Annotated in this window: 8 protein-coding genes and 1 tRNA gene; 5 read left to right on the forward strand and 4 right to left on the reverse strand. The window is 35.2% G+C overall.

All coding sequences use genetic code 11. From position 1 onward, the window contains the following. The first annotated feature begins 76 nt into the window (after positions 1-76). Positions 77-2,614 carry an SPOR domain-containing protein gene (locus ACFIKQ_RS05940; RefSeq protein WP_375656128.1) on the forward strand — a complete coding sequence of 846 codons (2,538 nt, stop codon included), beginning with the start codon at positions 77-79 and terminating at the stop codon, positions 2,612-2,614. A gap of 179 nt (positions 2,615-2,793) precedes the next feature. Here the strand turns inward: ACFIKQ_RS05940 and ACFIKQ_RS05945 are convergent, their stop codons facing one another. Beyond that, entirely contained in the window at positions 2,794-3,066 is a 273-nt protein-coding gene (locus ACFIKQ_RS05945) for a membrane protein (protein WP_015856514.1), read from the reverse strand. 305 nt (positions 3,067-3,371) lie between these two features. Between ACFIKQ_RS05945 and ACFIKQ_RS05950 the strand changes: the two genes are divergently transcribed. Further along, positions 3,372-4,478 (forward strand): branched-chain amino acid aminotransferase, encoded by a 1,107-nt coding sequence (locus ACFIKQ_RS05950; RefSeq protein WP_015856515.1) that lies wholly within the window; start codon positions 3,372-3,374, stop codon positions 4,476-4,478. Positions 4,479-4,582: 104 nt separating this feature from the next. Here the strand turns inward: ACFIKQ_RS05950 and glpX are convergent, their stop codons facing one another. Further along, positions 4,583-5,569: a class II fructose-bisphosphatase gene (glpX, locus tag ACFIKQ_RS05955; protein WP_015856516.1), complete on the reverse strand. Its 987-nt coding sequence runs from the start codon at positions 5,567-5,569 to the stop codon at positions 4,583-4,585. Between the two features lie 143 nt (positions 5,570-5,712). Beyond that, positions 5,713-7,029: a homoserine dehydrogenase gene (locus ACFIKQ_RS05960; protein WP_375656129.1), complete on the reverse strand. Its 1,317-nt coding sequence runs from the start codon at positions 7,027-7,029 to the stop codon at positions 5,713-5,715. A gap of 1,253 nt (positions 7,030-8,282) precedes the next feature. On the opposite strand from ACFIKQ_RS05960, the gene ACFIKQ_RS05965 reads away from it, so the two are divergent. The 3 genes from ACFIKQ_RS05965 to ACFIKQ_RS05975 all read left to right on the forward strand — a co-directional run bounded on the left by ACFIKQ_RS05965 (position 8,283) and on the right by ACFIKQ_RS05975 (position 11,924). Then, positions 8,283-8,357: transfer RNA gene (locus tag ACFIKQ_RS05965), tRNA-Glu, on the forward strand. 803 nt (positions 8,358-9,160) lie between these two features. Beyond that, the gene (locus ACFIKQ_RS05970; protein ID WP_375635881.1) at positions 9,161-10,375 is read left to right on the forward strand and encodes an NADP-dependent isocitrate dehydrogenase; all 1,215 of its coding nucleotides are present in this window, start codon (positions 9,161-9,163) and stop codon (positions 10,373-10,375) included. 121 nt (positions 10,376-10,496) lie between these two features. Further along, positions 10,497-11,924: an MFS transporter gene (locus ACFIKQ_RS05975; RefSeq protein ID WP_375635880.1), complete on the forward strand. Its 1,428-nt coding sequence runs from the start codon at positions 10,497-10,499 to the stop codon at positions 11,922-11,924. Between the two features lie 43 nt (positions 11,925-11,967). Here the strand turns inward: ACFIKQ_RS05975 and ACFIKQ_RS05980 are convergent, their stop codons facing one another. Then, positions 11,968-13,167 (reverse strand): MFS transporter, encoded by a 1,200-nt coding sequence (locus ACFIKQ_RS05980; RefSeq protein WP_375635879.1) that lies wholly within the window; start codon positions 13,165-13,167, stop codon positions 11,968-11,970. Between the last annotated feature and the right edge of the window lie 667 nt (positions 13,168-13,834).

Genomic DNA, 13,834 nt, shown 5'->3' on the forward strand with positions numbered 1-13,834 from the left:
ATTTATAATTTTAATATAACAAATCAAAATCAACCATTGATTGCACGCAGATGCAAATCACCATGTGAGAAAAGCTATGAGCGATAACGATCGCAAAAATCTACACGAAACAAAACACGATCATGAACACCATGATCCTTTGGAAAGGCTTACGCGCATTTTTAATCCGCACAAACAAAGCGGAAACCAAAATGAGCAATCTTCTTTACAGACAGATCGATCAACGTCTCACCCCGAAACATCATCCCATGATGATGATTTTGATTTGTCCTTTCTAGAAGAGGAACTTGAAAATAATTTAGCACATGACTTACCGTTTGATGATCAAAAAAAACAATGGGACTTGCATGCAACCAGCAACGCAACAGCCTCAGATATTGCACAAACTGTTTCTTTCAACCATTCAAAACAAAATAATTTATTTGAAGAGAAATATTCTTCACCTAGCAGTCATGATGAAGAACAAATTTTAGATGAGCTTTCTCCATTACCAATCCCAAAGAATCAATCCCCTCAACAGAAAACAACAGCAACCAGTGCTGATCCGTTTCTTAAAAAAAGTAATCTTATTTCACAATCAGAATCAGAAAATTTCTTTTTTGATAAATCTGAAAGGCGCGAAAATAAGAAAGAGATTCCAGAATCTGTTGAACAAACCAATCGGTTTTCACAAACAAATTCACAACAGCCTAAAACTACGAATATACAACAAACTTATGATGACAATCAAAACCTCTATGACACTCCTGTAAACCATCCCTATAAAATTTCAGCTGATCAAGAAAATTGGATCAAAAAAGATTATTCTGATGTCTCCTCTTCTTATCCTGATATCTCCTCTTCTACAGAGGCAAATGAGTTTTTCTCATCTTCTAACCTTATGTCAGAAAGACAAAACACTGCAAGAAATCAAACAAAAAGTACATTCTCCTCACCTTTGGATTCTCCACCAGTTGATAGACAATCTTATTTAAAGGGAGCTTCACAAGAGGATCATACAACCAATTATCCCCATTTTTTTGAAGAAAACCCTTCACAACAAGAAACTTATAGCGAAAAAGTTCCAATATATAATGAGGCTCAAGCCCAATACATCAATAACACCGAAGGTACCTCTAACCCAAATAGAGAAATTTCATATAATGAAAATAATTCAGATGAGTTTCTTTCCTCATCAGCCTCTTTGAATACAAAACAAACGGATGGCTTTTTTGCCCATAACTATACGCACAGAGATACTCCCCCTCCCAATGTTGATACTTATAAATTTTCAGAGGAAATCGTAGAAAAAACTGGCCCTATTATGGTTCCAGAAGTCCCGTATGAAGCGCCAGAATATGATGTGCCAACTAGTGGTGGTTTAGAAGAAGAATTTGCTGATGTACTTAATGTAGGAAATGTCCCAACGGATAATTTTTCTCAAAAACAACAGAAAAATGAGGTTTTTAGTGAGGTTTTTCATCAGTCTATGCAAAATTCAAAAGAAAGTGTTTATATAAACTCTAAAGAACAAAATTCCGACTATTTTTCTTCTGCCAATATGGAATATAATTTTCCCCCTTTTAGCGAGAATTCATCATACACAAGCTCAAATGAAGTTCCCACGCATCCACCAGCTCCTCCTCCCTTAAAAAGTTTTATTTTTGGTAAAACTTTCATTAAAGGTATTTTTATACTTATTTTAATAGGAATTGGATTTGCTGGTTATTCGCACTTTTTTATGCCATCACAAAAAAATGAAGAAACGATCATTATCCACGCTGATAATGCGCCTTTTAAATTCAAACCAGAAACAACTGAACCGAAAAATGATGTTGCACATAATTTAGATATCTATAAACAAACAACTGAACAAAATGAAAAACAAGAAAACACACAACAATTTCTTATTGATAACTCTGAACAACCTGAAAATTTAAAAGAATTAAATCCTGAAGAATCTTCAAACGCTTCATCTTCTTCTTTAAATGAATCTGATGTTGAAGATGCAGTCACAGAAGCCATAAACCATACTATTCCCACGCAAGAAGTACAAACTGTTATTGTAAATCAAGATGGTACAGTTACACTAGCTCCCGTACATCAAACAAAGAGCAAAACTGCTGCTCAATCTGAAGAAAACATTGATCAAACTCCTAATGAACTTCAAGATTCGTCCCTTGTTTCGTCGCATGATTCGGATATAAACAATCAAGAAATAGACCTTGATCTCAAAAATAATATTGATAAAATAATCGCAGAAAATACTTCTAGCTCAAATATTGAAGAAAAATTTATCCCTATTCCTTCTCATGCAGAAAGAAATACACAAGTTGAAACACCCGCCGCATCTCGCCCCACATCACCAAACAGAGTCGCAGCACAAAATTCAGAAAGTTATTACGTACAACTTGCATCTCAGCCAACGCATGAGCTAGCTAGAAGTTCTTTAAAAAATATGAAATCTAAATTTGGATTCCTTATCGGTGCCCGTTCTTTAAATATTCAACCCGCTTTTATACCAGGAAAAGGTACTTATTACCGTGTTCGGATTCAAACACAAGACCGTAATGAAGCCATAATCCTTTGTGAATCCATTAAAAGTTCTGGAGGAAGTTGCTTCATCACACGCTAAACCAATAATGCAACGGTTGTTAAAACCGTTGCATTATTTATTTCCATACCATTTAATTACTTATCAAAAACTTCAGAAATTAAAATCGTCTAATCTTTTTTATGTCTTTGTTCTGACTTTATTCTTTAATCTACGTCGATTTGCGTCCTATCTAAAAGATTATATTTATGAAAAAATCACTACGTACCCTTATAAGTATAAGGTACAGAAGGAAGCGAATTTAAATCTTTTTTGGGCGTTGTTACGCTTTGGCTTGTTTCTGGAGTATTATAACGCGAACTATGTTCAGGAGATTTTGCAAAAAAAGATCCTAAAAAACCAAAAACAAACCAGATAATAACGACCGCAAGAAGAATAGCAAAAATACCCTTAGCAATTGAAACACGTTGTTCACTATCTCTTCTTTCTGCTGCCATACGTTCTTCATATGTGTGATAATTTTTATCAATCATAGTAGATTCCTTTTCTCAATTCCCTTACCTTTTAATTTCTAGACAATATGCATATATGAAATTATTCAGATACCTATTTTGAGAAAACGATAATTATAGAAAAAAGTTCCAGCTTACTTTATAAAGTTGAGAAAAAGAGGCGAGAGTAGAATTAAAATATCTATAATAGCCTTTGAATTCTATAATAAACCTCTTTGTGTTTTATAATAAAACATTGACACAAAGGTTTTGTTAATAATAGAGTTGTGATCAAAATATCTCATTATTTTTATTAATAAAAATGAAACATACTCAAAAGGTTTTTTATGAAATCTCCTATATCGTCGCTTCCCTTTAAAATAGAAAAACACCCATCTCCTCTGTCAGAAGAAAAATGTGAAGAAATTTTAAAAAATCCCGGTTTTGGTCAATTTTTTACAGACCACATGTGTACTATTCAATGGACTGAAGACAAAGGCTGGCATAATGCCATCATTTCTCAATACAAAGCTTTAGAAATTAACCCTGCAAGTACCGTTTTACATTACGGACAGGAAATTTTTGAGGGTTTAAAAGCATATCGAGCAAAAGATGGGCGCATCTTGCTCTTCCGTCCTGATGCCAATGCACAACGCTTTATAGAATCAGCGAGGCGTTTAGCTATGCCAGAATTGCCAAAAGATATTTTTCTGGATGCCGTTCATCAATTAGTAAAAATTGATCAAAAATGGGTTTCTGATCATCCCAACGCTAGCCTCTATATCCGTCCATTTATGTTTGGCAATGAAAACTTTTTGGGAGTCCGCCCTTCTCAAGAATATCTTTTTTGTATCATAGCCTCTCCAGTTGAATCCTATTTCAAAGGAGAAGAAAAATCTGTCAGTGTATGGATTGAAACAGATTATAGCCGCGCTGGTCCAGGGGGCACAGGCGCTGCAAAATGTGGCGGAAACTATGCAGCAAGCTTACTGGCACAAAAGTGTGCAACGCAAAATAATTGTAGCCAAGTACTCTTTCTTGATATGATTGAACATAAATGGATTGAAGAACTTGGTGGTATGAATGTCTGCTTTATTATGGCAGATAGTACACTTGTAACCCCTGCGCTTAACGGCACTATTCTTCCAGGGATAACTCGTGATTCAATCTTAAGATTAGCTCAACAAATGGGATTAAAAATAGAAGAGCGTCCTTATTCTTTTGCAGCGCTTCAAGAAGATGCAAAGAGTGGACACCTTAAAGAAGTCTTTGCTTGTGGTACAGCTGCCGTTGTCACATCAATTGGTCGTTTTAAATATAAAGGGGGAGAATTTATTATTGGAAATGAAACAGTTGGAGAAGTTACAAAGCAGCTTCGTACACAATTGGTTGGCCTTCAAAAAGGGAACATAGAAGATAAAAATGGCTGGGTTCATTCTGTCCAGCTCTCATAATAATAAGATATTCTCATATCTATAAATGCTTCCATGAAAATAGATTCATGGAAGCGTATTTCCTAAAAAACTCCCTCTATTTTTAATGACGAAAAAAGAAAACATTAATCAAATTTTGAATGATCTCTATGCTGCGCTTTAATATTACGGACTGTACCCGTATGGGAGCGCATTACGAGAGTTTCCGTTTGAATGTAACGAGATGTAAATTTAACACCAGAAAGCATATTGCCATCTGTTACCCCTGTTGCTGCAAACAAAACATCACCCTTTGCCATTTCTTCCATTGTATAAGCTTTATTGGGATCACTAATCCCCATTTTAGCTGCACGAGCAATTTTCTCTTCTGTATCTAGCAGCAAACGACCTTGCATCTGTCCTCCAATGCAGCGCAAAGCAGCAGAAGCTAAAACACCTTCAGGTGCTCCCCCAATCCCCATATAGATATCAATACCTGTTTCTTCTGGATCAGTTGTATCAATAACAGCAGCAACATCTCCATCCCCAATCAAGCGAATCGATGCCCCTGTCGCTCGTACTTCATTAATTAATTTTTCATGACGAGGCCTATCCATAATACAAACAACAATCTGATTAACAGCCACTCCTTTAGCCTTCGCAAGAGCATGGATATTATCGGTAGGACAAGCATCTATATCTACTACTCCCTTTGGATAACCAGGACCAATAGCAATTTTTTTCATATAAACATCAGGAGCGTAAAGGAGATTACCTTTTTCAGCAATTGCAACTACTGCCAAAGAATTGGCAATATTTTTAGCACAAAGTGTTGTTCCCTCTAATGGATCAAGTGCAATATCGATCGCCAATCCACTTTGAAGACCTACTTTTTCTCCAATATAAAGCATAGGCGCTTCATCCCGCTCACCTTCACCAATCACCACTGTACCATCAATAGGCAATCGATTAAGTTCCTGCCGCATTGCATCTACAGCAGCCTGATCCGCAGCTTTTTCATCGCCACGCCCGCGCCAGCGTGCAGCAGCAACAGCAGCACGTTCAGTAACACGTACCAATTCAAGCGTCAAAATACGATCAAGTCCATTTAAAATCTTCTGAGTTGTGGGCATATGAAAAAATCCTACCGAATGAATACCAGAAAAAATATGAGTCCTTATTAAATACTAAGAATAAAGTTTTTGGCAAAGATGAAAATTTTCCACAAGAGACAAAAGAACTCAAGCTTGCCTTTTTGTCATTATCAAGAAAGTTATCAATTCTCTGCCATAGGCTCAATACGAATAAATTGAGATTTTGCAACAAGATGTCCATCTTTTTCAATTTCTGCAAGTGCCTGTCGTACATTCACCTCTGTTGTTTCATGCGTAATTAAAATAATTGTTTTTTCAATTTGATCTTCTACAAAAGATCTTTGAACAATCGACTCCAATGAGATGTGATTATCAGCCATATGCCTTGCAACCGCGGCAAAAACACCAGTACGATCATGAACATTTAAACGAATAAAATAACCCCCTGCATGATGAGAAATACGTGCTTTTTTATGAGGAGTAAGTTCTAATGCTGGACGTCTTAAAACAGGTGCATACTGAAAACCAGAACGCGCTTTTGCTATATCAGCCAAATCACCAATAACGGCTGATGCTGTTGCCATTCCTCCGGCGCCAGGACCAGAAAACAGTAATTCACCTAATAAATCACTTTGAATAGAAAGAGCATTGGTTACGCCATTTATCTGTGCAATCATTGAAGATGTTGGTACCATTGTCGGATGAACGCGTTGCTCTATTCCAGAATCCGTTTTTAATGCAACCCCTAAAAGCTTAATCCGATACCCTAATTCATCAGCTGCTCGAATATCAATTTGCGAAATATTATGAATTCCTTCAACATAAACATCATCTAACGAAACAGCTGTTCCAAATGCCAAGCTTGTCAACAAAGCTAATTTATGAGCAGTATCATTTCCCTCAATATCAAAACTTGGATCTGCTTCAGCATACCCAAGTCTCTGTGCATCTGCTAAACAATCTTTAAATGAAAGACCTTCCATAAACATGCGTGTTAATATATAATTACAGGTTCCATTGAGAATACCATAAATTCGCGATATGTGATTACTGACAAGTGATTCTCTCATCGCTTTGATGACAGGAATTCCCCCTGCAACTGCTGCTTCAAAATGAAGAAAAATACCTTTTTTTTCTGCAATTATAGCCAGCTCTACTCCATGTCGAGCAAGAAGGGCTTTATTGGCTGTTACAACATGATGTCCCGCCTCAAGCGCTCTCTTAACAGCGGTGTACACCACATCCAATTCACCACCAATTAACTCTACAAAAACATCAATCTCATTAGAAGCAGCCAACTCCACAGGTGAATCAAACCATTTTATATCACTGAGATCAATTCCACGATTACGGTTTTTATCGCGCGCACTAACAGCAACGACTTTGATAAATCGCCCACATTGACAAGCTAAACTATTCGCTTTTTCACATAGAGCTCGAACAACTGAAGTACCAACCGTACCAAGTCCCGCAACACCAACTTTTAAAGCTTCTGCCATTATTAACCACTGATCCCTATCTTCACTGAAAAATCGTTTAAATGATGTGCCAATCAACACAAAGAGTACTTACATCCATAAGAACAAAAGAAATACTCCGCTCTATTCACTTCATGTTCTCCAATAGAATTATCCCCGCTTGTTCAATCAACATTCCTAAAAATATAATATTTATTGTCTTCAAAGATTTCAGAATCTTTATAAAATATCTAATTCAGAATAAAAATCTGTAAAACTGATAAATGCAAGTTGCCATAAAGAAAAGTTCTAAAAAATAATCAATAACAAGTTAAAGAATATTAAGGACTTAGTAAGAAAGAATAAAAACATCTCTTCTAAATTAACAAATACGGAACAAAAAACATTCTTTCATATGATAAATTAAGAGAATGGATAAAACAAAGTAGATCAGTAAATAATAACACATTTCTTCCTACCATTCCATAGTTTGAAATATAAATCTTTAATGCAAAAATCTTAATGCACTTATATATCAAAATAGAACCTTACATTAAAGTAAAAAACAAGACTTAATATGTGCACACCATAATTCTGAAATGTTATAAATATGGAGAATAAATTTGCAAAACTCAAATATTTTACCTAAACTTACTGCCACCCCTTTGAAAAACTAGCGAATTGAAATGACAAAAACCTCAATCTACCCTTTACCCATGCTAATTCATTTTCAAATAAATAACCTTCTCAACATTTGAGGGAACAAATGAAGGGGTTTTAATTTTAAATTCCTTATAAACATGTAAAAGTAAAGATAAGAAAAATATTTTTAATATATTCTGTAAAAATTGCTTTAATATTTTCATTTTCATCATACAGAATCTATTTATATTTTTAAAACTACAACTAAGCTATGTCTTATGCCTCAAAAAACTTTTGTATGATTGGTATTATTTGTTTATTTGGTAATAAATATTGTCTTTTTACTTCATAAATTATACAGTTTTTTGCTTTATGATAAGTTCAAATGAGAAATCTTCTGTATAAAGGCTCTTTCAAGCAAGTTAAATAATATTATCATGTGCAAGCAAAGATAACAAACGATAAAATATGCAAAAAATAAACACATTTAAAATAATGTTTTGATCATTTTTTCCTACTACTCAAACTGAAAAGAAACAATCCAAACAGGAATTGCTCAAAAATTATTCAATAAAACACACTTTTTTCAAAAAAAATGACACAGAGGGCTTGCGAAGTAAAAAGATCCTCTCTATAAGCCTCATCAATGGTTTGCGCCCATCGTCTAGCGGTTAGGACATCGCCCTTTCACGGCGGAAACAGGGGTTCGATTCCCCTTGGGCGTACCATCATCTTTTTTTCTATGTTTAATACATTCATTTTATTCGTATTTTAAAAAATGAGGAATGCATAAATAAAAACGAGGGAATAAGATTTTTAAAGGGATCTCTTCGTAAAAAAGATACAAGAATCATTAGATAATTGATTTCTTTGTTGCATTTCGAGGATAGTGTTTTACTGCGCACAGTTAATAACAATAAAAATCGATAAAATATAAAAATTAGAGGGTTCTAGCTCGTGATCCGGTGAGTTTATAAGCCATATTCTTGCGTATACCGTTAATTTTTAAATTAAAACCAGCCACATCATTTATACGTTTCTTCCAACCTTCAAAACTGAAATTTACCCCAAAACGCATTTTATATGAAGCATTTCTAATTACAGTGCCTGTGCATCACATTAAACTTTTCTATAAACAAGCAGACCGTAATCTTAGAATTGAAATGCGATATAAAAATAGATTCTTATTCACCTAACACAACAAATCAAGAAACTATAATTTAGAATACGATCAACTTATTAAATGGAAACTCTGATAATAAAAATGCATAATCCCTGCCCCCAGTGATCTAACTACCTTATCTATTAAACAGATTCTTCATCAATCATAGAATAATTATAGATTTGCAAACACATCACTTCTTTTCAAAAAACTTCTATTCAAAAATTAAACCCTCCAACAAAATTTACACTCTATTGATAATATATTCTAAAAGCTCATATTTGAATGCTTTTTTCCCTTGTTTTTGCTTTTCATTATAAACTTGAAAGTGCTATAAAAGTAGTATCGCTTAAAAAAAAAGGACTTCTAATGGCAAAGATCAAAATAGAAAACCCCGTTGTTGAACTTGATGGGGATGAGATGACCCGTATCATCTGGAAATATATCAAAGATAAATTAATCCATCCCTATCTCGACATTGATCTCAAATATTATGATCTTTCCGTCGAAAATCGTGATGCAACCAATGATCAGGTAACAATCGATTCTGCCAATGCTATCAAAAAATATGGGGTTGGTATAAAATGTGCAACCATCACACCTGATGAGGCACGCGTTAAAGAATTTAACCTAAAAAAAATGTGGAAATCACCTAATGGCACAATTCGCAATATTTTAGGAGGAGTCATTTTTCGCGAACCCATTATCTGTAAAAACGTCCCTCGCCTTGTTCCTAACTGGACAAAGCCAATTATTATCGGACGTCACGCTTTTGGTGATCAGTACAAGGCAACAGATTTTAAATTTCCAGGAAAAGGGAAATTAAGTATTAAATTTGTAGGTGATGACAATCAAGTTATTGAACATGATGTTTTTGATGCCCCAAGCGCAGGGGTTGCTATGGCTATGTATAACCTTGACGAGTCAATTCGTGATTTTGCCCGCGCATCCTTTAATTATGGACTACAACGGAATGTTCCAGTTTATCTTTCAACAAAAAATACCATTCTAAAAACTTACGATGGTCGTTTTAAAGATATCTTTCAAGAAATATTTGATACGGAATTTAAAACTGAATTTGAAAACCGTAAATTATATTACGAACACCGCCTCATTGATGATATGGTTGCTTCTGCACTTAAATGGTCAGGGGGCTATGTATGGGCATGTAAAAACTATGATGGTGATGTTCAATCTGATATTGTTGCTCAAGGCTTTGGTTCCCTTGGTCTCATGACCTCTGTTCTTATGACACCAGATGGTAAAATTGTTGAAGCAGAAGCAGCACACGGCACAGTAACACGCCATTACCGTCAGCATCAAAGAGGCGAAGAAACATCAACAAATTCTATCGCATCTATTTTCGCATGGACACGTGGACTGGCGCACCGTGCTAAACTAGATAACAACGAGAAATTAAAAAACTTCGCCAAAACATTAGAAGAAGTTTGTATTAAGACCGTTGAAGAAGGTTTTATGACCAAAGATCTCGCGCTTTTGATTGGACCTAAACAAAAATGGCTTTCTACAACAGGTTTTCTTGATAAAATTGATGAAAATCTTAAAAAAGCTGTGAACAATTAAGTTATCACTTCATTTAAATTCCAAAGCTCTGCGAAAGGAGGGCTTTGAATCTTTTCTTGGCAAATTCAGATAACTGCCTTATAAATAAAAAAGGTCAACTCTTTACTGAATAGCAAAAACAGTGAAAAAAAAAAGCTGGTCTGCACTTTTATTAGGTAAAAATGGTATTCGCTTTTTAACGTTTATAGGCGGTGTAGTGTTGCACGCTACTAACGTTTATGTGGTTATTACTATTTTACCCTCTCTTATGAGTGATCTTGGCGATGGACTGTATTATTCTTGGGTGGCAACTGTTTTTATTACAGCGTCGCTCCTTGGGACTTCGCTTGCAACAAAAATATTAGAGAAAACAGGTCCTCGCAAAGCTTATGTGATCTCTGGTTTTATTTTTACTTTTGGTACCTTCATATGTGCTACAGCTTCGGCTATGCCATTATTTTTAATAGGGCGCTTTATTCAAGGATTTGGAAGCGGCTCTTTACTATCCCTATCCTATTCTATGGTGCGTCTTGTTTTTAGTCCATCTGTATGGTCACATGCATTGAGTATCATCTCTGGAATGTGGGGAATATCAACCTTGTTAGGACCAGCTATCGGTGGCATTTCTGTACATTATGGCGTATGGAGAGCATCCTTTTGGGTTATCGGCATATTAGCGATAATCTTCTTGCTCATAGCTCTTAAAGTTTTACCAAAAGAAAATGAAAGAGAGATTCCAACATCCCCTTTTCCTCTCCTACAACTCTCCATACTCATCTTATTAATTTTTATTATTTCTGCTGGTAGTGCTATAAATACCACAATTGCGCAAATTTGCGGATTAGTTATTGGATTAACCCTTTTCTTTGTTCTAGCAAAGATCGAATCATCCACACTTCATCCCATGTTACCGCATAAATCCTTTTCCTTCTCTTCTGAGTTTTTTTCTATTTATGCATTGATACTCGTTATGACGACAGTCGTGTATAGCGTAGAGCTTTATTTTCCACTTTTTCTTCAAGAGCTTCATGGACAAGCCCCACTTATTGCTGGTTATATAGCGTCACTCATGAGCTTAGGCTGGACATGCGGTTCTCTATCAAGTGCTGGTATATCCGCAAAAAAAGTTCGCAGCATTATTGTGTATTCCCCCATATTAAGCCTTTTCGGTATAAGCAGTCTTTTATGGCTCATTCCAATAAAAGATTCTACATCTGAACATATTTTTATCATTTGCTTAGCATTGTTTTCTATCGGGATTAGCGCAGGCATAGCGTGGCCGCATTTGTTAACACGGATCTTACAATGTGCAAACAATGAAGATACTCTACGTGCTAGCGAATCCCTTACCTCTGTACAGCTATTTTCAGCCGCGTTAAGTGCAACACTTGCAGGAACAATCACCAATTTTGCTGGTCTCTTTAATCCTGGAGGAATAGTAGGAATGATTTCAGCCGCCAAGACTCTTCTTGTCGTACTCATCGGTCTTTTATTTTGTCTTGGTATTCCATTTGCTCTACGCGTTTCCTATCGCATATTAAAAAACCCAACAGGACAATCAAATAACTAAATAAATAAAAAAATATTTTTTCTCTTAATAGTTAAAAGAAATGTTAAGTATGCTTCTCCATATACCATGAGACGCAAAAAATCATTAACCCACACAAAGTCAGAACACTTCCTAAAATAGCTGTATATTCATAACTATAGCCCAATTTTAAAACTAATGCTCCAGATTCTGCACCAAGAGCGTTGGCAATATTAAAAGCAGACTGCATTAATGCTCCTGCCAAAATCTGTCCCTGTAGTGCAACATCCATAATTTTTGTTTGTATAGAAGGCATAGCAGCAAAAGAAGTCCCAACAAAAAAGCATCCTACTGCCGCTGTTAACGGAGCATAGGATAAAAAGAAAAAAAGAAAAAAAACAAATACGCTCCAAAGCATAGAAAAAAATATCATCGGCGAAATACCAATTTTAACAGCTAATTTAGGCCCCAAGAGATTTCCTACCACCATTCCCAATCCAACTAGCGGCATGATAAATGGTACCCACTCAAGTGAAACACCAGAAATATGCATTAATGTTGACTTGATATAAGTGAAAACAGAAAATAATCCTGACGCTCCCACCGAAACCATAAACAAAAGAAGCCATACCTGCTTTTGCTTTAATGCACCCATTTCGTGCAAAGGATTCGTTTTTGGAAAACTTAAATCACAAGGCAAAAAATTCCAAATAAGCAAACAACATAATAAAGCAATCATACCAACAAGGACAAAAGCAATCTGCCAACCAATAAGTTGACCAATCCAAGTAGCACTGGGTGCTCCCAAAACGGTTGCAATTGTTAAGCCAAGCATAACATATCCAACAGCTTTAGAACGTTCTTTCATTTCTACCATTGAAGAGGCAACCATAGCCGCAAGTCCAAAATAGATTCCATGGGGAAGTCCACTGAGAAAGCGTAATACTACTAATATGCTAAAATCAGAAACAAAGGCACTAGCAATATTTGCTAAAGCATAAAAAAGCATCAATCCTATCAAAACAGTTTTGCGTGATACCTGAGCTGTTGCCACAGCTAAAAGAGGTGCTCCAATCACAACTCCTAATGCATAAGCAGAAATATATTGACCAGCGGTAGGAATATCAACATATGAACTTCGTGCCATCTCTGGCAGTAGCCCCATTGCAACAAACTCTGCAGTACCAATAGCAAAACTCCCCACGGCAAGAGCTAAAATTATTAAACGCCGTATTCTCGAATCAATTCCCAATGCAAGAACTTTTTGTTTATAAGAATCCCTCATATCATCACTTCTGGATAAGAGTTTTAACTGTAGATATCTGTAATATACACAAACAAAAATTCAAAACATTGTTATACGCATGCCCAATAGTCCCCAATAAAGTTTTAGAAATATTTTGATATATAAAGCATTTTATGGAGTTTTAAGTAAGTTCTTTAACGGAAAATCTTTGAAAACCTCAAAGTTATAGATGTATTCACCTATTTTTATCGAATCTGCCAGATAATAAAATTTGTCTCCTCTTTTCAGCAGTTCCGATTTTACAGTAAAACCTTTATTTTGCAACGATATCCTATACCCTATAAATAATTCTAAAATTTGTCGAATAATGCACTTCAAACAAGTGAACCACATCTCATCATTATCTTGATACAAAAATTAAACTTCTCCCAAAATTATTGTTGCATTATTTTTGTTATCTAAATGCAGATCATCCAAATTGATAAGCTATAATTTCAACTTTACGCCATTCTTATAAATTATTATAGAATCCTTTAAGAACTCTCATGATAATAGTGCTTGGTTTCTAGATTTATTAAATATCCTCTTTTAGGCAGCTTTACCCCTCCCTCCTCTAACAGAGGAATCGCATCAGATATCTAACTCATTATCTTTAAATTAAAATATTCACGTAAATATATATGCTTATTTTCAGATAAATTCTATA

This window comes from Bartonella sp. MR63HLJHH (genome assembly GCF_042194155.1).
In the GTDB taxonomy this organism is placed as follows: domain Bacteria; phylum Pseudomonadota; class Alphaproteobacteria; order Rhizobiales; family Rhizobiaceae; genus Bartonella; species Bartonella grahamii.

Coding starts and splice junctions, on each gene's coding strand:
- ACFIKQ_RS05970 (WP_375635881.1), top strand. CDS start 9,161: ATGGCAAAGATCAAAATAGAAAACCCCGTTGTTGAACTTGATGGGGAT.
- ACFIKQ_RS05950 (WP_015856515.1), top strand. CDS start 3,372: ATGAAATCTCCTATATCGTCGCTTCCCTTTAAAATAGAAAAACACCCA.
- ACFIKQ_RS05980 (WP_375635879.1), bottom strand. CDS start 13,167: ATGAGGGATTCTTATAAACAAAAAGTTCTTGCATTGGGAATTGATTCG.
- ACFIKQ_RS05960 (WP_375656129.1), bottom strand. CDS start 7,029: ATGGCAGAAGCTTTAAAAGTTGGTGTTGCGGGACTTGGTACGGTTGGT.
- ACFIKQ_RS05945 (WP_015856514.1), bottom strand. CDS start 3,066: ATGATTGATAAAAATTATCACACATATGAAGAACGTATGGCAGCAGAA.
- ACFIKQ_RS05940 (WP_375656128.1), top strand. CDS start 77: ATGAGCGATAACGATCGCAAAAATCTACACGAAACAAAACACGATCAT.
- glpX (WP_015856516.1), bottom strand. CDS start 5,569: ATGCCCACAACTCAGAAGATTTTAAATGGACTTGATCGTATTTTGACG.